This is a genomic window from Azospirillum sp. OGB3 (assembly GCF_014192915.1).
Lineage (GTDB): Bacteria > Pseudomonadota > Alphaproteobacteria > Azospirillales > Azospirillaceae > Azospirillum.
On sequence record NZ_JACHYN010000001.1, the window covers coordinates 282617 to 303881 of the forward strand.

Consider the following 21265-nt stretch of genomic DNA (forward strand, 5'->3'; position numbering starts at 1 on the left):
GGCAACGGGCCCAATGTGCAACTCGCTCGCCTCTCGAGGAGGATGCGCCGTGACGACACGTCTTTCGCTCTTCAACAGTCCGCTGCTCCTGGGATTCGACCAGTTCGAGCGCACGCTGGACCGCATCGCCAAGAATTCCGCGGAAGGCTATCCGCCCTACAACATCGAACAGATCGGGGACGAGGGCCTGCGCATCACGCTGGCCGTTGCCGGCTTCACCTCCGAGGATCTGTCGGTCCAGATTGAGGACAACCAGCTCGTCATCCGGGGCCGCCAGACCGACGACCGCTCGCGCATCTACCTGCACCGCGGCATCGCCGCCCGGCAGTTCCAGCGCAGCTTCGTGCTGGCGGAGGGGATCGAGGTGGTCGGCGCCTCGCTCGACAACGGCTTGCTCAACATCGACCTGAAGCGGCCCCTGCCGGAACCGAAGGTCCGCACCATCAAGATCGAGCAGCCCGCCCAGGCCGCCAGCGGCACCGCCGGACCGCAGACCATCGACGTCGCCCCCGACCGCGGCGACGCCTGACCGGTTCCGGCGCCCAACAAGCCTGAAGACCTGCCGTCTTCACCTCCTCGACCGATTCGTCCAAAGGACTGCGTCATGAACAGCTTCAACACCGACAAGGCCGCAACCTTCCTGCGCCAACTGTCGCCCCAGGACTTCGCCAGCTTCGGGCTGGACCATGTGGCCTATGTGCGGCCGGTGACCGTCGACGACGCCCCGGCCTTCTCCGTCCACGCCGCCGACGGCACGCCGCTGACGGTGCTGGCCGAGCGCGACGTGGCCTTCGCCACCGTCCGCCAGAACGACATGGAGCCGCTGAGCGTCCATTGACGCCCGGGGCGTGCCGCTGGTGACGCCCGGACGTTTCACGGAAACCTCCCCGGAGGTTGCGAAAGGGCCGGCCCGCCGCGGACCGGCCCTTTTCGTTTCTGTACGACCGGTGCTATGACATTGCTCCGGGACGCCCCCTTCAACCCTTGCCTGCCCCCCTCAACCCGCTATCCTTGTGGGGGGCCTCGAAAGTGGACGAGCGGGCGGATGGGCGCCGGCTTGCGGGGAGATGGCATTGAGCGACGGGGCAGACACCAGCGAGGCTGTGGCCGAGGTTGCAGGGGACAAGCCGGCCCGGCCCCAGGGCGGAGGCCGGCGCAAGCAGTGGGAGGACGAGGCCCGCGACGCGCTGCACATCATGCCGCTGTCGGCCATCCCGCTGGAAACGCCGGGGCTCCAGCACGCCCGGCTGATCAAGAACGTGCGGTTGCAGACCGTCGTCGAGATGTTCCACGACGTCCAGACCGGCAGCGGTCAGGTCTCGCCGCGCCATCTCACCGCCTATTTCGAATCCTACAAGGACGAGGTGGAGCGCGATCTCGTCAAGATCGAGAAGATCGCCGCCGCCTCCAGCTTCGACGTCTACACCTCCCGCATCGAGCTGCGGCGGATGAACATCGATGTCAACAGCATCGAGTCGCTCACCCTGTCCGACCGCAAGAAGGAGGAGCTGACCAACTACATGCGCGTCTTCACGCGCCCGCTGGTCGAGTATGTCTACGGGTCCGAGGACATGCAGGTCCAGGACGTGAAGGACATCATCGGCATGTTCTCCAACCCCAACCGGGACGAGGCGCTGCGCAACCTGCGCATGATGGCCGACCGGCTGGACATCGAGCTTGGGGAGATCCCGCAGTTCCTTGAGGAGTACGGCGACATCTTCCTGTCGCTGGCCTATTTCAAGAAATGCCTGGACGACATCGTCCCGGAGATCCAGCGCTTCCTTTCCTGGATGGCCGAGATCCGCAGTTCCACCGAGGTCAAGCGCGACGCCCGGCAGATGCGCATGCTCGACGAGATCAGCCGCGACCTGACCGACATCTCCACCTCGATCACCGGACGGTTCGAGAGCTTCGACAACCGGTCCAAGGACTTCTGGCGCGACATCAACGCCGAGACCTTCCATTCCATCCGCGAGCTGATCGCCTCCCACCACGTCACCATCGGCGGCGTGCTGTGCGGTCTGGCGGTGAAGATGGACCTGTGGAAGGCGCGCTTCGCCCGCGGCGGCGGCGGCCCGAACCGGCGCATGGAGTTCGTGAAGTCGGAAATCCTGCCCGGCCTGTCCCACATCAAGTCGCTGGAACAGTCCGCCCGCTCCGCCAGCGCGTGATCCTTGCGTGACGCCGTGGACACGCCCGCGATCGGACGCCCCCGCACACCCTATCGCCGCCGGCTGCTGGGGCGGCGGCTGCCGGTGCTGCTCGGCGCGGCGCTGGTCCTGGCCTTGCTCGGTCCTTTCGGCACCTTCGCCGATCTGACGCTGACCCAGCGGCTGGCCTATTGGGTCGGCCTGATCGGGCTGGGCGGCCTCGCTTTCGAGTTCCTGACCCTGGCCGCCTCCCGGCTGCTGCGGGAGAGGCCCGAGGCGTGGCGCGCCCTGCTGGCCGGGGTGACGCTGGCCGTGGCGGCGCCGATGACGCTGGCCGTGGCGCTGCTGGAGAAATCACTGCGCGGCAAGGACATGCTGCACCCGCCGGGTCTGGCGGAACTGTTCGTCTACGTCCTCCTGGTCACCCTGCTGGTCTCCGCCATCCCGGTCTGGCTGGAACTGCGCGACCGCGGGCTGCTCGCCGCCCCGACGGCGACGGCGCCCCTGCCGGACCAAGCGCCGCCCCCTCCATCGGAGCCCGCCTTCCTCGCCCGCCTGCCCGCCCGGCTCGGCCGCGACCTGCTGGCGCTGGAGATGGAGGACCATTACGTCCGCGCCCACACGGCGGAGGGCAGCGACCTGATCCTGATGCGGCTGCGCGACGCCATCGCCGAACTGGCCGGGCTGGACGGAATGCAGGTCCACCGCTCCCACTGGGTCGCCGCCGCCGCGGTCTCCGTGGTGGAGCGCAAGCCGGACGGCAAGCTGGTGCTGGTCCTGCGCAACGGCCTGCGCGTTCCGGTCAGCCGCAGCCACGCATCGGCGGTCCGCGAGGCGGGCTGGACGGAGAAGACGGGGCCGTAACCGACGGCATCCGGACGCACACGGATGCCTTGTAAAACCTGAACAGACACGAAAACTCCACGCAATAGCGGGTGCCTTCTCTATCACCATCGGTCAGACATTACCGTTGAATTCTTATTAGACCATTCAAAGTGCCGACACCCTAAGGGTTTCATTCAAGAATTCACTTCAACGCCCCGCCGCAATGCCATACCATCGAAATCACGGGCATTTTCTTATCAAGGTCATCGAAAACAACAAATCAATCCAGGCGATAAGAACGCCGATCTCACGCCTATACCGTGAAGTCTTTTCGACACCATTGACTCGTCAGAAAGCGTTTACACCGCCTTCCCTCGTGCCGCCAAGCATTCCCCTACCCCTTTATCGCTCGTCTCCCGCCGCAGAACCGGGTCCGGGAACCCCGACCCGCGTCTTCATTCCACCCAAGCCTTGCGGGTCCCATGACGTACCGCCCCGACATCGACGGCCTTCGCGCGGTATCAATCCTTTCGGTTCTGCTGTTCCACGCGAAGTTTTCCCTGTTCAGCGGCGGATACATCGGCGTCGATGTGTTCTTCGTGATCTCCGGCTATCTCATCGGCTCCATCGTTTTGCACGATGCGCAGCGCGGCACCTTTTCCCTCGCCACCTTCTACGTCCGCCGCATCCGCCGAATCCTTCCGGCCCTGTTCGCCGCGCTCGCGGTCACCGCTGTCTTCGCCCTGTTCCTGCTGTCGCCCCAGGATTTGAAGGGCTTTTCCCAAAACCTGGCGGCGACCACGCTGTTCTCGTCCAACATCGTCTATTATCTGAAGGCCGGTTACTTCGAAAACGCGGCGGAGATGAACCCGCTTCTGCACACCTGGTCGCTGGGGGTGGAGCAGCAGTTCTACATCGTCTTCCCTCTCGTCCTTCTGGCGTTGCTCCCGTATCGGCGCCCGGTGTGGATCGCCGTTCTGCTGACGGCGGCAGCGGCGTCCTTCGCCTTGGGCGTGTCGCTGGTGCGCGACCACCCGGTGGCCGCCTTCTATCTGCTGCCGCCCCGGCTGTGGGAACTCGTGCTGGGCGCCCTGCTGGCCTTCGGGGCCGTTCCGGACATCCGCCGCCGCGCAGTGCGGGAACTGGCCGCCACCCTCGGCGCCGCCCTGATCCTCGTCAGCGTGTTCGCCCTGTCCGAGGCGACAGCCTTTCCCGGCTACGCCGCGCTGCTGCCCTGTCTGGGCGCGGCGCTGCTCATCCACGCGGGTCGGAGCGGCGCGACGGCGGTCGGCGCGGTGCTGACGCTGCGCCCCGTGGTCTTCATCGGCCTGATCTCCTACTCGATGTACATCTGGCATTGGCCGCTGATGGTCTTCGCGCGCTTCCACAAGGGGCGGGACCTGTCCACCAAGGAGACGCTGATCCTTCTCGTGGTCATCGCCGCGGTGTCCGTGCTGTCCTGGCGGCTGATCGAAGTGCCCTTCCGCAAGCCAGCAACGGAGACGGGCCGCCGACCGTCCAAGGTCTTCGCGCGGACCGGCTGGGTCATGGCCGGGCTGGCGGCAATCGGACTGCTCGGCCATCTGACCAACGGGCTGCCGCAGCGCTTCGCCGACTACACGCCGCAGGACATCTCCGGACGCGAATTCTACAAGGAGTACACCTGCTTCCTTGAAACCGACCAGCCGCCCGAGGCATGGCCGGGTGTGGAGAATTGCCGGATCGGTCCCCTGAAGGCGGAGGCGCCCACCGCACTGCTGTGGGGGGATTCCTTCGCGGCCCATTACGTTCCGGGGCTCCAGACCGTCGCCGACACCCTGCCCTTCAACATCGTCCAGTACACGGCGTCGGGTTGCCCGCCCATCAGGGATCTGCCCGTCACCGCCCGCCCGAACTGCCAGGACTTCAACCGCCGCGTCGAGGAGATCATCGACCGCAACGGGATCCGCACCGTCATCATGGCGGCGCGGTGGGAATGGTACATGGACACCAACGCCCTCGATCTCCGCCGCCTGCACGAGACCGTGGAGGCCCTGCTGAACCGGGGCATCCGCATCGTGGTGCTGGGGCAGAGCCCGGTGTTCCGCTTCCGCAACCCTTACGACCACACCTACTTCATGAAGTCGGATCGGGCCTATTCGATCACCGGCCACGCCGCCGACCAGCCGGTCATCGCCGCGACGCAAGGCGCGCGGTTCGTCGACACCTCCGACTATTTCTGCGAACCCGACCCCTGCAAGGCCCATCCGCTCTGTCGGATCAGGGACGACCAGGGCTTCTACTTCCTCGACCAGGGCCATTTCTCGACCCGTGGCAGCACCTTGATCGTGCAGAGCATCCAGGAGGTTCTGAGCGCGTCCGACCGGTCCTACGGGGAGTGAGGCACCGCCGGGGGCGGGGGCGGCGTGGCCGCTGCCTCCCCCGCCCCGGCGGCTTCCGCTACTTCGCCAGATTGCGCAGGACGAAGTTCAGCACGCCGCCGTTCCGGTAATACTCGACCTCGTCCACCGTATCGATGCGCAGCAGCAGCGGCACCTGCCGCGTCTGGCCGTCGGCGCGGGTGATGGTCATCGTCACGTCCTTGCGCGGGCGCAGGTCCTGCTCGATGCCGTCGATGTCGAAGGTCTCCGTGCCATCCAGCGCCAGATCGTTGCGGGTCAGCCCGTCCTTGAACTGGAGCGGCAGGATGCCCATCCCGACGAGGTTGGAGCGGTGGATGCGCTCGAAGCTCTCGGCGATCACCGCGCGGATGCCCAGCAGCTTGGTCCCCTTGGCCGCCCAGTCGCGGCTGGAGCCGGTGCCGTACTCCTTGCCGGCGATGACCACCAGCGGCACGCCCTCCTGGGCGTAGCGCATCGCCGCGGTGTAGATCGGCAACTGCTCGCCCGAGGGATAGTGCCGGGTCTCGCCGCCCTCCACGCCCGCCAGCATCTCGTTGCGGATGCGGATGTTGGCGAAGGTGCCGCGCATCATCACCTCGTGGTTGCCGCGCCGCGCGCCGTAGGAGTTGAAGTCCTGCGGGCGCACCTGATGGCTCAGCAGATACTCGCCGGCCGGGCTGGTCTTCTTGATCGAACCGGCGGGCGAGATGTGGTCGGTGGTGATGCTGTCGCCCAGAACGGCCAGCGCGCGGGCGCCCCGCACGTCGCTCACCGCCTCCGGCGTCTTCGGCATGTCGGCGAAGAAGGGCGGCAGCTTCACGTAGGTGCTGCCCGCCTGCCACTCGTAGGTCTGGCCCTCGGCGGTCCGGATGCCGCGCCACTGCGCCGGCCCCTCGAACACGTTGCCGTAGCGGCTGCGGAACATCTCCGCCGACAGCGAGGCGTCGATGGCGTCTTGGACCTCCTGGTTGGTCGGCCAGATGTCCTTCAGGTAGACGGGCTGGCCGTCATGGCCGGTGCCGATGGGGTCCTTGGCCAGGTCGATCTTCATGTTGCCGGCCAGCGCGTAGGCGACGCACAGCGGCGGCGAGGCCAGATAGTTCGCCCGCGTGTGCGGGTTCACCCGGCCTTCGAAGTTGCGGTTGCCCGACAGCACCGCGGCGACCACGAGGTTGCCCTCCTCCACCGCCGCGGCGATGGGGTCGGGCAGCGGGCCGCTGTTGCCGATGCAGGTGGTGCAGCCGTAGCCGACGATGTTGAAGCCGAGCTGGTCGAGGTAGGGCTGGAGGCCGGCCTTGGCCAGATAATCGGTGACCACCTGCGAGCCCGGCGCCAGCGAGGTCTTGACCCAGGGCTTGGATTTCAGCCCCTTCTCCACCGCCTTGCGGGCGAGCAGGCCGGCGGCCACCAGAACCGCCGGGTTGGAGGTGTTGGTGCAGGAGGTGATGGCGGCGATCACCACCGCCCCCTGGTCGAGATTGTAGCCGCAGCCCTTCACCGGAACGGAGCGGTCGGCGTCCTCCGCCTTGAAGGTCCCCACCAGATCGCCGCCGAAGCTCTGCGCCGCCTGGGACAGCGGCACGCGGTCCTGCGGGCGCTTCGGGCCGGCCAGCGACGGCTCGACCGTCGTCATGTCCAGCTCCAGCGTGTCGGTGAAGACGGGGTCCGGGGTGCCGGCGTCGCGCCACATGCCCTGGGCGCGGGCGTAGGCCTCGACCATCGCCACGCGGTCGGCGTCGCGGCCGGTGAAGGTCAGGTAGCGGATGGTCTCCGCGTCGATCGGGAAGATGCCGCAGGTGGCGCCGTATTCCGGGGCCATGTTGCCGATGGTGGCGCGGTCGGCCAGCGTCAGATGGTCCAGACCCGCTCCGTAGAACTCCACGAACTTGCCGACCACACCCTTCTTGCGCAGCATCTGGGTGACGGTCAGCACGAGGTCGGTCGCCGTCGTGCCCTCCTTCAGCCGCCCGGTCAGCTTGAAGCCGACGACCTCGGGGATCAGCATGGAGATGGGCTGGCCGAGCATGGCCGCCTCCGCCTCGATGCCGCCGACGCCCCAGCCCAGCACGCCCAGCCCGTTCACCATCGTGGTGTGGCTGTCGGTGCCGACCAGCGTGTCGGGATAGGCGACGAGCTTGCCCGCCGGGTCGGTGTCGGTCCAAACGCCCTGCGCCAGATACTCGACGTTCACCTGATGACAGATGCCGGTGCCCGGCGGAACGACGCGGAAATTGTCGAAGGCCTTCTGGCCCCAGCGCAGGAAGGCGTAGCGTTCCAGGTTGCGCTCGAACTCCAGCTCGACGTTCTTCTCGAAGGCGGAGGGGTTGCCGAAGTAATCGACCATCACCGAGTGGTCGATGACCAGATCGACCGGGACCAGCGGGTTGATCTTCTTGGGATCGCCCCCCAGCGCGGCCATCGCCTCGCGCATCGCCGCCAGATCGCAGACCGCCGGCACGCCGGTGAAGTCCTGCATCAGCACGCGCGCCGGGCGGTAGGCGATCTCACGGTCGGACCGCTTGTCGTGAAGCCATTGGGCCACCGCCTTCACGTCGTCAGTGGACACCGTGCGCCCGTCCTCGAAGCGCAGGAGATTCTCCAGCAGCACCTTCATCGAATAGGGCAGCCGGGAGAGGTCGCCCAGCCCGGCGTCCTCCGCGGCCTTGATGCTGAAATAATCGTAGCTCTTGCCCCCGACGGACAGGGAACGGCGGGTTTTCAGCGAGTCCTGACCGGTGAACGTCGTCACGGTACCCCTCCTTCGCGTTATTGGCGGACCGGCCGGGCGGCGGCCGTGGTTTCCGCATGTCTCAACCGCCTGATTTAGTGCCGGTCCCGCCCCCCTTCAAACGGCGCCGTGCAAAGGGCAGGCAAGCGCAAGCGTGAGGGCTGCGCTCTCTTCGTGCGAAAAGGGGCCGGTCCGTACTAGAATCGCGCAAAACGACAACCACGCGAATGGGCGGAACGGCCCGGCGCGCGACGGGTGGAGGAAACGGAATGGCATGGCGCGCCCCAGCTTTGGCGGCGGTGGCCCTGGCGGCGGTGGTGCTGTGCGCCCCGGTCGCGGCCGCCCCGGAGCCGCCGCAAGGGGCGCAGTTCTTCCCGCACCTCGTCTATCGCAGCGGCCCCTACGCGCCCTACGGCATCCCGCTGGCCGACGGGGTGGCCGACTATCTGACGCTGGTCAACCGGCGCGACGGCGGCATCGGCGGCGTGCCCATCGCCTGGGAGGAGTGCGACACCGGCTACAACACCGACCGCGGGGTGGACTGCTACGAGCGGCTGAAGGCCAAGGGGCCGACCGGCGCCGCCGCCGTCCTGCCGCTGTCCACCGGCATCACCTACGCCCTGATCGAGCGTGGGGCCGCCGACCGCATCCCGGTCTTCTCCTCCGGCTACGGGCGGGCAGACGTGTCCGACGGGCGGGTCTTCCCCTACGCCATCAACGCCCCGGCCAGCTATTGGACGGGCATCGACGCCGCGATCAGCCATATCGCCACAGAGTTGGGCGGGCAGGACCAGCTGCGCGGGCGGAAAATCGCCTACGTCTACCACGACAGCGCCTTCGGCAAGGAGCCGCTGCCCATGCTGGAGGCGCTGCGCGGCCCGCTGGGCTTCGAGATGCGCAGCTTCCCCGTCGCCCCGCCGGGGCTGGACCAGCGCGCCGTCTGGACGCAGATCGCCCGCCACTACCGGCCCGACTACGTGATCCTGTGGGGCTGGGGCGTGCAGAATTCCACCGCCCTGCGCGAGGCCGCCGCCGCCGGCTATCCGGCCGACCGCATGATCGGCGTCTGGTGGGCCGGGTCGGAGCTGGACGTCCGGCCGGTCGGCGCGGCGGCGGTCGGCTACAAGGCGGTCGCCTTCCACGCCGCCGGAAGCGACCTGCCGGTGATCCGCGCCATCCGCGAGCAGGTCCACGCCCGCGGGCTGGGGGTCGGCGATCCCGGCCAGATCGGCACGGTGCTGTACAACCGTGGGGTCTTCAACGCCGCCGTCCTGGTCGAGGCCATCCGCACCGCGCAGGGCCGATACGGCCGCCGGCCGCTGACCGGGGCGCAGGTGGCCTGGGGCTTCGACCATCTGGACCTGACCGCCGAACGGCTGACCGAACTGGGGCTGGACGGCTTCATGCAGCCGCTGCGCATCACCTGCGCCGACCATGAGGGGATCGTGCCCCTCCATGTCCAGCGGTGGGACGGGGAGCGCTGGCTGGACGTCTCCGGCCCCATCGAGCCGCGCCGCGCCCTGATCCGCAAGCTGGTGGCGGAGTCGGCCCGGCGCTTCGCGGTGGAACGCAAGATCGAACCGCGTGCCTGTGATTAGGACTCGTCATCGTCGGGCGTCAGTCCCGGCTGACGCCCGACGATAAGGGCCGCGACGGCGGCCCCGCAGGTCCATGCCTGCGAAGGCAAGCGGCCGGACGGCCGCGCCCGCCGATTGAGGGCAAGCGTAAAGCCTGATACGTCAGGCTTTACGCTTGATGATTAAGTCGGGCGCATCGCCACGTAGCGGCAGAAACGCAACCCGCTGCCCAGCACGCGCAGGCGCGACCACCACAAAGCCAGTTCGCGGGCCAGCGCCTTCAGCACGCGGGGCTCGGGGGCGGCGGTCTTCAGCGCCTCGCCCAGACGGCGCACCCGCTCCACGGCCTGACGGCGGTGGAACTGGGTCAGATCCTCGGAAATGCGCAGGTCGAGGTTGCGCTGGGTCAGCTCGTCGGCCATGCGGGTGGCCGACCAGGGATAGACCTCCAGCGGCTCGGAATCGCGCCAGCCGTTCCAGCTCTCCCAGGAGGAGGGGGTGCCCTCGATCACGTAGTCGAACAGCAGCACGCCGCCCTTCGGCTTGACGCACTCGCTGACGCGGTCGAGGAAGTTCTCCTTGTCGCGCACCCGGTGCATCACCCGATCGGCCAGCACGAGGTCGAAGGAGCCCGCCTGGTTGAAATGCTCGGGGTCGTAATGGCCGATCGGCGCCTTCTTCGACACGCCCAGCGCCTTGGACCGCTCCATCCCCATCTTCGCCAGCAGGGGCGACATCTCCAGCCCGGTCACCCAGGTGTCGTAGCTGTCGACGATGCCGCGCGCCGGCCCGCCCAGCCCCGCCGAGAGGTCGAGCACGCTCTTGGCCGGGTTCAGCCCGAAGGAGCGGACGGATTCGACCATCCATTGCGAATCGCCGGGGCCGACGCAGTCCTGGCCCCACAGCATCTGCGCCCCCTCCGTGCGGGCGACCGACCAGACCGGTTCGCCTTGGCGGTCGAGCTGCAGGTTCTCCAGCCGCTCCATGTCGGCATCGGCCCGCGCCGCCTCGGGCGGCAGGGCGCCGGCCGGGGGGGCGGAGCCCAGCGCCGCGACCGGGCCGCGCAGCGGCAGGCGGGAAGCGGGAGCGGTGCGGGCCAGGCGGGACAGCGCGGCGAGGTCGTAGCCTTCCCACCAAGCGACGAATTTCGTCCGCCAGTCGGGGTTGCGCCAGCGCTCCCTATCCTGAAAATTGTGCCGCATCCGGCGCTGCGTTTCCAAAATTGCTGCCCCACGAAGGACGGCTACCGTCGGCATCCACGGATACCGCACAATATAGAGGTAGACCTCAACAGTCGGGGAGTCAAGTAACCAGCACGAACAGTTGGAGAGGACTTTCATGAACTGTCGCGAAAATTTTATCTAACTGTGAAATATTTCCGCAACACCCTCGGCTTGCGGTTCCAGGGCCGACGCGCGGCCAAGTGGCTGAAGCGCGCCGCGTTGCAGCATCGGGGCGCAATGCCTATAGTTCCGCCCCAGCACCCCCACAGCCCGTCCCCCACACCGCGCAAGGAGCACCGGCGTGCCGCACAAGACCGGCAACCCCTGGACCGTCCTGACGACCAAGCCGATCTACGAGAATCCGTGGATGCGGGTGGTGGAGCACGCGGTGCTGACCCCGCTCGGCAACCCCGGCATCTACGGCGTCATGCACGCCCAGAATCTGGCGACCGGGGTGGTTCCCATCGACGACCGGGGCCGCGTCACGCTGGTCGGCCAGTACCGCTTCCCGCTGGAGCAGTACAGCTGGGAGATCCCCGAGGGCGGCGGCAAGAAGGGCGTCGATCCGGTGGAGTCGGCCAAGCGCGAGCTGCTGGAGGAAACCGGCCAGACGGCCCGCCACTGGCTGCCGATCCTGACCATGCACCTGTCGAACAGCATCACCGACGAAACCGCCCATTGCTTTCTCGCCTGGGGGATCGAGCAGGGGCAGGCCGAACCGGAGGAGACCGAGGTCCTGCAACTGCGCCACGTTCCCTTCGCCGAAGCCTACGCCATGGTCAAGCGCGGGGAGATCACCGACGCCATCGCGGTCGCGAGCCTGCTGCGGGTCCGCCTGATGGCGCTCGACGGCGACCTGCCCGAGGACGTCACCCGCCTCATCCTGGGCTGAGGGAAGACATCATGAAGGCTGTCGCCATCGACTTCGAGACCGCCAACGAGTCACGGACCAGCGCCTGCTCCATCGGCGTCGCCTGGATCGAGGAGGGGCGCGTGGTGGAGACGGAGGAGCATCTGATCCGCCCACGGGAGATGCGCTTCAACCCCTTCAACACCGCCGTCCACGGCCTGCGGGCGGAAGATGTCGCCGGCGCGCCGGAGTTCCCGGAGGTCTGGCACCGTTTCGCCCGGCGGCTGGAGGGGCGTCTGGTGCTGGCCCACAACGCCTCCTTCGACATCAGCGTGCTGCGCCACACGCTGGACGATTACGGACTGGACTGGCCGGCCTGCAGCTACCTCTGCACCGTGGTGCTAGCGCGCAAGGCGTGGCCGCAGCTGGCCGCGCACAAGCTGAATTATCTGGCCGACCATCTCGGCATCGCGCTCGACCACCACCGCGCCGGCAGCGACGCCGAGGCCTGCGGGCGCATCGCGCTCGCCGCCACCCGCGTGCTGGGGCTGGAGCGGCTGGCCGACATCGCCGCCGCCACCGGCATCACGTTCGGGCAGCTGGCGCCCGGCGGCTACAGCCCCTGCAAGGGCGGCAACCCGCCGCCCCGGCGGCGGCGTCTGGTGCCAGTGATCTGAGGCTCAGCGTTCGATCAGGTAGCGCAGGGTCAGCGTCGTGCTCGTCACCGGCTCGGTGACGACCAGCGCGGCGTCGGCGTAGCGCGGCGGGCCGAAGCGCATGGGGGCGTCGTTGCTGAAGCCGACCCCCTCCTTCGGCAGGCCGAGGAAGTTGCGGTCGAGTTCGAGATTCTGGTTCTCGTCATGAAAGGACTGCACCGCGTAGGTGCCCGGCGGCACCTTGTGCACCACCACGGTGACGCTGCCCGGCCGCGCCGGTTCCTCTCCGGTGTAGGGACAGTTGGGCCCCAGGAACGTCTCCGCCGAGCACACCGCGACCAGCACCTTCCCCTGCGCATTCGCGACGTTGGCGACGGTGATGGCGAGGTCGGCGGCGGCGGCCGGGGCCGTCACCAGGAGGACCGCCAGAGCGGCCAGCGATCCGCCCACCGCGATGCTGCGGACGTTCGGGAACTGCCGAGGGGTCGTCATGGTGCACCCGTTCTGGAGGTGGACGGATAGGCGCGCCCCCGCCATTCCGCCGGGCGGCCCCGGCGGGCGCGCAGCAGCGCCGACCACTGGATCGCCAGCAGGATCAGGATGCCCACCGGATGGAGCAGCGCGCCGACCAGACTCTGCCGGAAACGGATAGCCAGCAGCAAGCGGAACGACAGCCCCGTAGCCACGGCCAGCGCCGCCAGGGCGGCCGCCCCCTCCGGCAGCGGGTCCAGCGCCGCCCAGCCCAGCAGCAGCCAGGGCAGGACATGGCCGCCGAACAGCAGCAGGGTCCAGACCGGCAGGGCGACCGGGGTCGCCATCCCCTCCGTCGCGTTCTTCGAGAAGCCGGACCACACCTCCCGCCAGCCGCGATACATCCGGCAGCGGGCGAGGCCGGTCGCGTCGAACAGGTCGGTCCCCTGCCCCGCCCGGCGGAAGGCCCGCGGCAGCGTCACCCCGTCATGCAGGGAGGTCGCGATGGCGGCGTGACCGCCGGCCGTCTGGTAGGCGTCCCGCCGCACCGCGATCAGCTGGCCGCAGGCGGCGGCGAAGCCCGGATTGCCCGACCAGCGCATCCCGACCATCGGCAGATAGCCGAGCAGAAGCACATGGATCAGCGGGATCACCAGCGCCTCGGCCAGGGTGCCGGTCTCCTGGCGCGGGAAGCCGCTGACCAGCCCCGCCCTGCCCGCCAGCAGCGCGCCGCAGGCCCGCCGGGCGGCGTCCGGGGCCAGCCGCACGTCGGCGTCCTGGAACAGCAGAACCGGGTGCCGCGCCAGCTTGGCGAGCGCCTGGCAGGCGTGCTGCTTGCCCGACCAGCCCGGCGGCAGCGGCGGCGCCGTCTCCAGCCGCAGGCGGGGATCGCGGGCGGCGATGGCGCGGACGATCTCGGCCGTGCGGTCGGTGGAATGGTCGTCCAGCACCACCACCTCCACCGTCACACCGCAGCTGGACAGCGCCGCCCGCACCGCGGCGGCGATGGTCGCCTCCTCGTTGCGGGCGGGAATCAGGATGCTGACGGCGGCGTCCGGCGGCGGCTCGGCCTTCGGCCGGCGGTAGAGGCAAAGGTTCACAAGGCCCAGCCCCAGCGGCAGCAGGGCGAACGCCAGAGCCAGCGCGGCCAGCAGCGTGACGGTCGGCATCAGCGGGGGGTCCCTTTCGTGTCCGGCGCGTCGCCGTGGCTGGCCGTGAAGCGTTGCCCGCCGGCCCAGGCCCGCGCCCGGCGCCACAGGTCGTAGACGCCGCCCACCCCCGCCGTGCCGTCGATCAGCGTGAGGAAGCGCGCCGGGTCGCGGCTCTGCGCGTCGAGCGCCAGCGCGTCCATCGTTGCCTCCAGCCGTCGTTCCAGCGCGACGGCGATGTCCGGAACGGGCCGGCCGGCGAAGGCGGAGGCATCCATCGGCTCCCCGAAGCGGCCCAGCGCCTCCGGCGCGCTCTCGTCCCAGAACGGGTATTCCACGGCGAGCGGCACGACCACCGCCTCGGGCGCGCGGCGGACCAGATGGGCGATGCCCGGCCGCAGGCGGACCGGGCGGCGGCGCGGATCGGTGAAGGCGCCCTCCGCGGTGATCCACAGCATGGAGCGCGGGTCGCCCAGGATGCGCCGGCCGTGACGCAGGAAGGCGGCGGCCCCGGCCCGGCCCGGTTCGACCCCGAACAGGCCGATGCGCGCCATGAAGCGGTAGCGGCGCAGCATCGCCGCGTCGATGGGGCCGTAGCCCGGCCGGTCGCGGTAGCGGGTGGTCCCCATCACGATCAGCAAAGCGGGGTCCCACCAGGACGGATGGTTCAGGCAGACGATCACCGGCCGGTCCGCCGGCAGCGCCGGCCAGCCCGGCCGGGACAGCCGCACCGCATGGAAGTCGCGCCGCATCCGCCGCGCCATGATGGCGCCGAAGAAGCGGCAGAGCGCCGGCGAGCGCCGCGCCACCGGATCGTCGTTCAGCCCATCATCCAGCATGCCCACGACTCAGGCGACGGCGCGCAGGTCGGTGTCGCGCGCCCCATTCCGGAGGTCCTGATCCAGGCTGTCGGCGGCGATCCAGCCCGACATCAGCACCATCGGCATGCCCGGCCCGGGATGGGCGGCCCCGCCGGCCAGATACAGCCCCTCCACGTCGCGCGAGCGGTTGCCCGGCTTGAAGGCGCCCATGAAGCGGCCGTGGCTGGCCAGCCCGTAGATGGCGCCGTTCAGCACGCGGTAGCGGTCGTGGATGTCCTGCGGGGTCAGGACGCGCTCGACGCGGATGCGGTCCTCCAGGTCGGCCATGCCGGCGGTGCGCTTCAGCTTGTCGAAGACCACGCGGCGGTAGTCCGGCAGCATCCGCGACCAGTCGTGGTGCGGCCGCAGGTAGGGGGTGTGGACCAGCACATAGAGCGCCTCGCCCCCTGGCGGCGCCACGCCGGGCTCGGTGCGGGCAGGGGCGGCGATGTAGCAGGTCGGGTCGGGCGCCGGCTCGCCGCGGCGGTAGATCCAGTCGAACTCCTCCGCCGGGTCGCGGGAAAAGACGAAATCGTGGTGCAGCAGATGGTCGTAGCCGCGGTCGAGCCCGAGATAGAAGACCACGCCCGAGCAGGCCGGCTCGTAGCGCCGGCGCTTGCGGAAGCGCTTGGCCGGGGCGCCGCCCACCAGCTCCTCGTAGGTGCGGACGGAATCCATGTTGGAAACCACCGCCGACACCGGAATGCGCTCCCCGCCCTCGGTCTCGACGGCGGTGACGCGCTTGTCCGTCACCTCCAGCCGGCGCACGCCGGTGCCGGTGCGGATCTCGACGCCGAGGCGACGCGCCACCCGCTCCAGCGCCAGCGGAACGGCGCGGGTGCCGCCCATCGGGTACCAGACGCCGTCGTTGGTCTGCATGTGGGCGATGGCGCAGAGCACCGCCGGGGAGCCGTAGGGGGAGGACCCGACATACTGGGTGAAATGGTCGAGCATCTGGGCGGCGCGGGCGTCGGGGACGTGGCTGCGGATGGTGCCGGCCACCGTGCTGCCCATGCGCAGCGCCAGCACGTCGGACAGGGTGCCGGCGTTCATGCTGTCGCGGAGCTTCAGCGTGTCGCCCAGATCCTCCACCGACTTCCAGAAGAAGAAGCGTTCGGAGATGCCGTGCAGGCGCTCCGACAAGGCCTGGAAACGGCGGTAGCCCTCCCCGGCGCCGCGGCCGGGGGTCAGCCGGTCGAGGTCCGCGGCCATCGCGCCGATGTTCTCCGACAGGTCGAGCACGGTGCCGTCGTCGAAGAAGCAGCGCCATTGCGGCTCCAGCCGGACCAGTTCCAGCTCGCGGTCGAGGTCGCAGCCGGCCTCCGCCAGGATGCGGCGCAGCACGCGCGGCACGGTCAGGATGGTCGGACCCATGTCGAAGCGGAAGCCGCCCTCCTCCAGCACCGCCGCCTTGCCGCCGACCCAGCCGTTCTTCTCCAGAAGCACCACCTTGTGGCCGCGCGCCGCCAGCACCACCGCCGACGCCAGCCCGCCCAGGCCGCCGCCGATCACCGCGATCCGATCCGTCATGCCAATCCCCCCGCTACGGCCCGCTTGGGCAGGCCGGACAGTCCCATGGTTTCGCTGCGCCAGGGCGTCGGCAGGCCCAACTCCGAGGCCAGCAGCCGCGACGTGATGCGCGCGCCTTCGAAGATCACCGGCAGGCCGCTGCCGGGGTGGGTGCCGCCGCCCACCAGATAGACGCCGTCCAGATCCTCGAACCGGTTGTGCGGACGCAGGTGGAGCATCTGGTCCAGACTGTGCGCCAGATTGAAGGTGGCCCCGCGGTGCACCGCGAAGTGGCGGTCCCAATCGGCCGGCGTCACCACGCGCTCCACCCGGATGCGCCGCTCCAGGTCGGTCAGGCCGAAGCCGGCCAGCCGGTCGAGCACGAGGCGGCGGTAGCGCGGCGCTTCGGCCGCCCAGTCGATGTGGCCGCGCTGGTGGCCGACCGGCACCAGGATGTAGAGGGTGCTGCCGCCGGGCGGAGCGAGCTCCGGGTCGGTGACGCAGGCGTTTTGCACGTAGATCGAGGGACGGCGCGGCATCTCGCGGCCGTCCTCGATCTCGGCGAGGTTGCGGGCGTAGTCCTCCGCCAGATAGACGGTGTGGTGGTCCAGCCCCTCCATCCGGCCTTCGATCCCGAGATAGAGCATGAAGGTGGAGCAGGAGAATTTCTTGGTGGCGATGCGGGCGTCGCTCCAGCGGCGGCGCAGGTCGTCGGGCACCAGACTCGTCATCGCGCGGGCGAAGTCGGCGTTGATGACCAGCGCGTCGGCCGGGTACTCGCCGGCCTCCGTCCGCACCCCCACGGCGCGCCGGCCCTGGAAGCGGATGTGGCGCACCGTCTCGTTCAGCCGGACGGTGACGCCGAGGCTCTCGGCCACCCGCCGCATCGCCTCCATCACCGCTTCGGTGCCGCCGCGCGGGTGGAAGACGCCGTGCTCGTGCTCCAGGAAGGAGAGGATGGTGAACAGGCTGGGGCAGCGGAAGGGCGACATGCCCAGATACTTGCTCTGGAAGGAGAAGGCGAGGCGGACGCGCGGGTCCTGGAAGTAACGGGACAGGTCGCGGTCGACCGAGCGCTGCGGCGACAGCCGCCCCAGCGCCTTCAGCATCGGCAGCGACGCCAGCGCCCAGGGGCTGGAGAAGTCGGTTTCCAGGATCGGGCGGAACAGCTCCATCTTCGCCCGGTTGTCGGCCAGGAAACGCGGCAGCCCATGGGCGTCGCGCGGGTTGAGGCGCGCGATCTCCGCCATCAGCGCCTTCATCTCGGCGTGGACCCTCAGCTCCCCGCCGGCCTCGAAGACCAGCCGGTAGAGCGGGTCGAGGCGGATCAGGTCGACCTCCTCCGACAGGCGGCGCCCGCAGGCCTCGAAGATCTCCTCCAGGATGCGGGGGTAGAGGAAGAAGGTCGGGCCGCTGTCGAAGCGGTACCCGTCGAGCGCGAAGCCGGCCGACCGGCCGCCGACGCGGTCCTGCCGCTCCAGCAGGGTGACCTTCGCCCCGGTGAGCGCCAGAAGCATCGCGGATGCCAATCCACCCGGCCCAGCGCCAATGATTACGACTTGCCGTTCCATCCGCTTGCCAAACGCTCCCGAGCTGCCGACTTGTGTGAAGGCAGTTACGAACATGGACCGGAAATGGATCACAGCCACAAAGCCACCCCTCCAGGCGTAACCCCTTGGACAAGCGGGGCCGGCGATCCATTTTCCATTGCGCGCGCCGCGTGGGCCGGCGGCAATACAGGCGAAAGACTGTCCATCGTCCGCAAAATCCGCCGCCGCATCGCGGCGGATGCGGAGGAGCTTGTGCACACGCTGGCGACCCGCCCCGGACGCAGCGCGGCCGAGAGCCTGAGCGCGGAGGTCCTGCCGCTTGCCGAGGCCTGCCGTTTCCTGGAGCGCGAGGCCGCCGCGCTGCTGGCGCCGCGGCGCCTGGGCGCGCGAGGCCGCCCAGCCTGGCTGTTCGGCGTCGCGGCGGAGGTGCGGCGGGAGCCGTTCGGCACCGTCCTGATCGTCGGCCCGTCCAACTACCCGCTGCTGCTGCCGGGGGTGCAGGCGCTCCAGGCGCTGAGCGCCGGGAACGCCGTGCTGGTCAAGCCGGCGCCCGGCTGCTCCGCGCCGATGGAACGGCTGGCCGACTGGCTGGCCGAGGCCGGCCTGCCGGACGGCCTGTTCCAGCTTCTGGACGAGTCCCCCGACGCGGTGTCCGACGCGATCGCCGCCGGCATCGACAAGCTGGTGCTGACCGGATCGGCCGGCACCGGCCGGACAGTGGCCCGCCAACTCGCCGATTCGCTGGTGCCCTCCACCATGGAATTGTCGGGCAACGACGCGGTGTTCGTCCTGCCGGGGGCCGACCTCGGCACGGTCGCCCGCGCGCTGGCCTTCGGCCTGCGCCTCAACGGCTCCGCCACCTGCATCGCGCCGCGCCGGGTCTTCGTGCCGCGCGCCCAGGCGGCGGCGCTGGAGGACGCCTTGACGCGCAGCGCGGCGGCGATCCCGCCGGCGGCGGTGCCCCTGCCGGTGCGGCGGCGGCTGGTCGGGCTGGTCCGCGCGGCGGTGGCGGAGGGCGCCCGCCCGCTCGGCCCCCTGCCCGCGGATGCCGACCCGGCGATGGCGCCGCTGATCGTCGCCGACGCGCGGCCGGGCATGGCGCTGCTGCGCGAGGAGCTGTTCGCCCCCATCCTGTCGCTGGTGCCGGTCCGCGACATGGAGGAGGCGCTGGAGGCCGCCGCCGCGAGCCCCTACGCGCTCGGCGCCTCGGTCTTCGGACCGGAGGCGGAGGCCTGCGCCCTGGCCGGGCGGCTGGACGCCGGGACGGTGACGGTCAACGACCTGATCGTGCCGACCGCCGACCCCCGCCTGCCCTTCGGCGGCCGCCGCGCCAGCGGCTGGGGCGTCACGCGCGGGGCCGAGGGGCTGCTGGAGATGACGCGGGTGAAGACCGTTTCGGTGCGGCGCGGCCGGCGGCTTCCGCACACCGACCCGCCGCGCGACGGCGACGCGGCGCTGATGCTGGCGGCGCTCCGCCTGCTCCACGGCGGTCCCGGCGCCCGCGCCGGGGCGGTCCGGCAGCTGATCCAGGCCCTGCGCGACCGCCGGACCGACTGACCCGGAGATCACTGTGACGATTGCCGTGACGACCGCCCTGATCCTCGCCGTCCTGATCGGCGCCGTTTCCGGTTCGCGCACCCTGCTGGGTCCGGCGGCGGTCTCCTGGGCCGCCTATGGCGGCTGGCTCGACCTGTCGGAAAGCTGGCTGTTCTTTCTCGGCCACCCGGTCTCGCCCTGGGTCTTCACCGTCATGGCGGTGGGGGAGCTGATCACCGACAAGCTGCCGACCACCCCCAGCCGCAAACGCCCCTTCCCCTTCGCCAGCCGCATCGCCGGCGGCGCCATCGCGGGGGCGGCCATCGGCGCGAACGCGGGGGCGTGGGTCCCTGGACTGATCGCCGGCGGGCTCGGCGCGGTCGCCAGCACGCTCCTTTTCTACGAGGCGCGCCGGCGCATGGCCGCCGCCTTCGGCCGCGACCGGCCGGCGGCGCTGATCGAAGACGCGGTGGCGCTCACCGTCGCCCTGCTCGTCGTCGTCGCGGCGTAAGCGGCTTTTCGGAAAGAGGGCGTCAGCGCGCCGCGCCGCCGCCCTGCTCCGGAAACAGCCCCAGCAGCCCCTCCCGGCTCGCCGGGCAGACGCCGCGCTCGGTCACCAGACCGGTCACCAGACGGGCCGGGGTGACGTCGAAGCCGTAATTGACCGCCGGGCTACCGGCCGGGGTGACGCGGATGGTCTCGATCCGCCCGTCGGCGGTGAGGCCGGTCAGCTCGGTCACCTCGCGGGCGTCGCGCTCCTCGATGGGAATGTCCCTCACCCCGTCCGCCATGCCCCAGTCGATGGTCGGCGAGGGCAGCGCGACGTAGAAGGGCACCCCGTTGTCGTGGGCGGCCAGCGCCTTCAGGTAGGTGCCGATCTTGTTGCAGACGTCACCGGTCGCCGTGGTGCGGTCGGTGCCGACGATGCACAGGTCGACCATGCCGTGCTGCATCAGGTGGCCGCCGGTGTTGTCGACCACCACCGTGTGGGGCACGCCGTGGCGGTTCAGCTCCCAGGCGGTCAGGCTGGCGCCCTGGTTGCGCGGGCGCGTCTCGTCCACCCAGACATGCAGGCGGATGCCCTCCTCGACGGCGACATAGACCGGGGCGAGCGCCGTGCCCCAATCGACGGTGGCGAGCCAACCGGCGTTGCAGTGGGTCAGCACGTTCACCGGCTCGCCCGGGGCCTTGCGGCGGGCGGCCTCGCGGATCAGGGCGGCGCCATGCTCACCGATGGCGCGGTTGATGGCGACGTCCTCGTCGCAGACCGCCGCGGCCTCGGCGTAAGCGGCCTCGGCGCGGGCGGCGGGCGGCAGCGGCGCCAGGCGGGCGCGCATCCGCTCCAGCGCCCAGCGCAGGTTGACCGCGGTCGGGCGGGTGGCGAGCAGCCGGGCGCAGGCGCCTTCCAGGGCGGTGTCGGACGGCTCGGCCCGCATGGCCAGCGCGACGCCGTAGGCGGCGGTCGCCCCGATCAGCGGCGCCCCGCGCACCAGCATGGCGCGGATGGCATGGGCGGCTTCATCGAGGTCGGTCAGCCGCGCGACGGCGAAATCATGCGGCATCCGCGTCTGGTCGATGATCTCCACCGACCAGCCGTCCTGCGCCAGCCAGATCGTGCGATAGGCCGTGCCGTCGATCTTCATACGCCCTACTCCCCGCGCTCGATGCCGCTTCGGCCTTTCGGCCCGACGCGACAATAGGGGGTGGCGCGGCGCGGTTCAACGGGCGTACCCAGGGAACAGGAGCCTGCAAAAAAGTGTTGGTCCGCCACGAAAGCCACCACCTTCCATGCCCCGAAGCA

18 protein-coding genes are annotated in these 21265 nt (G+C 70.1%); 10 read left to right on the forward strand and 8 right to left on the reverse strand.

Translation table 11 applies throughout. The annotated features are described in order from the left end of the window. Window positions 1-49: 49 nt before the first annotated feature. The 5 genes from FHW79_RS01380 to FHW79_RS01400 all read left to right on the forward strand — a co-directional run bounded on the left by FHW79_RS01380 (window position 50) and on the right by FHW79_RS01400 (window position 5356). Window positions 50-529 carry an Hsp20 family protein gene (locus FHW79_RS01380; RefSeq protein WP_014239222.1) on the forward strand — a complete coding sequence of 160 codons (480 nt, stop codon included), beginning with the start codon at window positions 50-52 and terminating at the stop codon, window positions 527-529. Window positions 530-604: 75 nt separating this feature from the next. Further along, window positions 605-838 (forward strand): DUF1150 family protein, encoded by a 234-nt coding sequence (locus tag FHW79_RS01385; RefSeq protein WP_183177329.1) that lies wholly within the window; start codon window positions 605-607, stop codon window positions 836-838. A 235-nt stretch (window positions 839-1073) separates the two neighbouring features. Then, on the forward strand, window positions 1074-2171 hold the full coding sequence (locus tag FHW79_RS01390) for a hypothetical protein (RefSeq protein WP_183177330.1): 1098 nt from the start codon (window positions 1074-1076) through the stop codon (window positions 2169-2171). Window positions 2172-2186: 15 nt separating this feature from the next. Further along, window positions 2187-3014 (forward strand): LytTR family DNA-binding domain-containing protein, encoded by an 828-nt coding sequence (locus FHW79_RS01395; protein WP_183177331.1) that lies wholly within the window; start codon window positions 2187-2189, stop codon window positions 3012-3014. 443 nt (window positions 3015-3457) lie between these two features. After that, a complete protein-coding gene (locus FHW79_RS01400; protein ID WP_183177332.1) occupies window positions 3458-5356 on the forward strand; it encodes an acyltransferase family protein in 1899 nt (632 codons plus the stop codon). 58 nt (window positions 5357-5414) lie between these two features. On the opposite strand, the gene acnA is transcribed toward FHW79_RS01400, so the two are convergent. Further along, a complete protein-coding gene (acnA, locus tag FHW79_RS01405) occupies window positions 5415-8105 on the reverse strand; it encodes an aconitate hydratase AcnA (RefSeq protein ID WP_183177333.1) in 2691 nt (896 codons plus the stop codon). A 248-nt stretch (window positions 8106-8353) separates the two neighbouring features. Between acnA and FHW79_RS01410 the strand changes: the two genes are divergently transcribed. Next, window positions 8354-9682, forward strand: coding sequence for an ABC transporter substrate-binding protein (locus tag FHW79_RS01410; RefSeq protein WP_183177334.1), 1329 nt, complete (start codon window positions 8354-8356; stop codon window positions 9680-9682). Between the two features lie 161 nt (window positions 9683-9843). On the opposite strand, the gene FHW79_RS01415 is transcribed toward FHW79_RS01410, so the two are convergent. Further along, window positions 9844-10863: a class I SAM-dependent methyltransferase gene (locus FHW79_RS01415; protein WP_183177335.1), complete on the reverse strand. Its 1020-nt coding sequence runs from the start codon at window positions 10861-10863 to the stop codon at window positions 9844-9846. A 322-nt stretch (window positions 10864-11185) separates the two neighbouring features. On the opposite strand from FHW79_RS01415, the gene FHW79_RS01420 reads away from it, so the two are divergent. Together FHW79_RS01420 and FHW79_RS01425 are read left to right on the forward strand one after the other, a co-directional pair. Then, window positions 11186-11776, forward strand: a complete 591-nt coding sequence (locus FHW79_RS01420) for an NUDIX hydrolase (RefSeq protein WP_183177336.1) — start codon at window positions 11186-11188, stop codon at window positions 11774-11776. A gap of 11 nt (window positions 11777-11787) precedes the next feature. After that, window positions 11788-12411, forward strand: a complete 624-nt coding sequence (locus FHW79_RS01425; RefSeq protein WP_183177337.1) for a 3'-5' exonuclease — start codon at window positions 11788-11790, stop codon at window positions 12409-12411. Between the two features lie 3 nt (window positions 12412-12414). Here FHW79_RS01425 and FHW79_RS01430 read toward each other — a convergent pair whose 3' ends face one another. Genes FHW79_RS01430 through crtI (FHW79_RS01450) form a run of 5 tightly spaced genes read right to left on the reverse strand, consistent with a single transcriptional unit; the run spans window position 12415 to window position 18003 of the window. After that, complete coding sequence (locus FHW79_RS01430) at window positions 12415-12882, reverse strand: DUF2141 domain-containing protein (RefSeq protein ID WP_183177338.1); 468 nt, start codon at window positions 12880-12882, stop codon at window positions 12415-12417. After that, window positions 12879-14030, reverse strand: coding sequence for a glycosyltransferase (locus FHW79_RS01435; RefSeq protein WP_183177339.1), 1152 nt, complete (start codon window positions 14028-14030; stop codon window positions 12879-12881). The genes FHW79_RS01430 and FHW79_RS01435 overlap by 4 nt, the downstream gene beginning before the upstream one ends. After that, a complete protein-coding gene (locus tag FHW79_RS01440) occupies window positions 14030-14848 on the reverse strand; it encodes a lysophospholipid acyltransferase family protein (RefSeq protein WP_183177340.1) in 819 nt (272 codons plus the stop codon). Before FHW79_RS01440 ends, FHW79_RS01435 begins: the two co-directional genes overlap by 1 nt. 9 nt (window positions 14849-14857) lie before the next feature. Beyond that, window positions 14858-16399 (reverse strand): phytoene desaturase family protein, encoded by a 1542-nt coding sequence (crtI, locus tag FHW79_RS01445; RefSeq protein ID WP_183177341.1) that lies wholly within the window; start codon window positions 16397-16399, stop codon window positions 14858-14860. Continuing rightward, entirely contained in the window at window positions 16396-18003 is a 1608-nt protein-coding gene (gene crtI / locus FHW79_RS01450) for a phytoene desaturase family protein (protein WP_348984014.1), read from the reverse strand. Before crtI (FHW79_RS01450) ends, crtI (FHW79_RS01445) begins: the two co-directional genes overlap by 4 nt. A gap of 9 nt (window positions 18004-18012) precedes the next feature. On the opposite strand from crtI (FHW79_RS01450), the gene FHW79_RS01455 reads away from it, so the two are divergent. Both FHW79_RS01455 and FHW79_RS01460 read left to right on the forward strand, forming a co-directional pair. Then, complete coding sequence (locus tag FHW79_RS01455) at window positions 18013-19485, forward strand: aldehyde dehydrogenase family protein (RefSeq protein ID WP_183177343.1); 1473 nt, start codon at window positions 18013-18015, stop codon at window positions 19483-19485. Window positions 19486-19498: 13 nt separating this feature from the next. Then, window positions 19499-19975 (forward strand): DUF4126 family protein, encoded by a 477-nt coding sequence (locus tag FHW79_RS01460; protein ID WP_348984016.1) that lies wholly within the window; start codon window positions 19499-19501, stop codon window positions 19973-19975. A gap of 22 nt (window positions 19976-19997) precedes the next feature. On the opposite strand, the gene mtnA is transcribed toward FHW79_RS01460, so the two are convergent. Next, window positions 19998-21107 carry an S-methyl-5-thioribose-1-phosphate isomerase gene (gene mtnA / locus FHW79_RS01465; protein ID WP_183177344.1) on the reverse strand — a complete coding sequence of 370 codons (1110 nt, stop codon included), beginning with the start codon at window positions 21105-21107 and terminating at the stop codon, window positions 19998-20000. Between the last annotated feature and the right edge of the window lie 158 nt (window positions 21108-21265).

Bases quoted from the DNA above. Each gene is read 5' to 3' on its own strand.
- mtnA (WP_183177344.1), bottom strand. From the start codon at position 21,107: ATGAAGATCGACGGCACGGCCTATCGCACGATCTGGCTGGCGCAGGAC.
- FHW79_RS01440 (WP_183177340.1), bottom strand. From the start codon at position 14,848: ATGCTGGATGATGGGCTGAACGACGATCCGGTGGCGCGGCGCTCGCCG.
- FHW79_RS01455 (WP_183177343.1), top strand. From the start codon at position 18,013: ATGGATCACAGCCACAAAGCCACCCCTCCAGGCGTAACCCCTTGGACA.
- FHW79_RS01415 (WP_183177335.1), bottom strand. From the start codon at position 10,863: ATGCGGCACAATTTTCAGGATAGGGAGCGCTGGCGCAACCCCGACTGG.
- FHW79_RS01425 (WP_183177337.1), top strand. From the start codon at position 11,788: ATGAAGGCTGTCGCCATCGACTTCGAGACCGCCAACGAGTCACGGACC.
- FHW79_RS01430 (WP_183177338.1), bottom strand. From the start codon at position 12,882: ATGACGACCCCTCGGCAGTTCCCGAACGTCCGCAGCATCGCGGTGGGC.
- FHW79_RS01435 (WP_183177339.1), bottom strand. From the start codon at position 14,030: ATGCCGACCGTCACGCTGCTGGCCGCGCTGGCTCTGGCGTTCGCCCTG.
- crtI (WP_348984014.1), bottom strand. From the start codon at position 18,003: ATGTTCGTAACTGCCTTCACACAAGTCGGCAGCTCGGGAGCGTTTGGC.
- FHW79_RS01410 (WP_183177334.1), top strand. From the start codon at position 8,354: ATGGCATGGCGCGCCCCAGCTTTGGCGGCGGTGGCCCTGGCGGCGGTG.
- FHW79_RS01400 (WP_183177332.1), top strand. From the start codon at position 3,458: ATGACGTACCGCCCCGACATCGACGGCCTTCGCGCGGTATCAATCCTT.
- FHW79_RS01385 (WP_183177329.1), top strand. From the start codon at position 605: ATGAACAGCTTCAACACCGACAAGGCCGCAACCTTCCTGCGCCAACTG.
- crtI (WP_183177341.1), bottom strand. From the start codon at position 16,399: ATGACGGATCGGATCGCGGTGATCGGCGGCGGCCTGGGCGGGCTGGCG.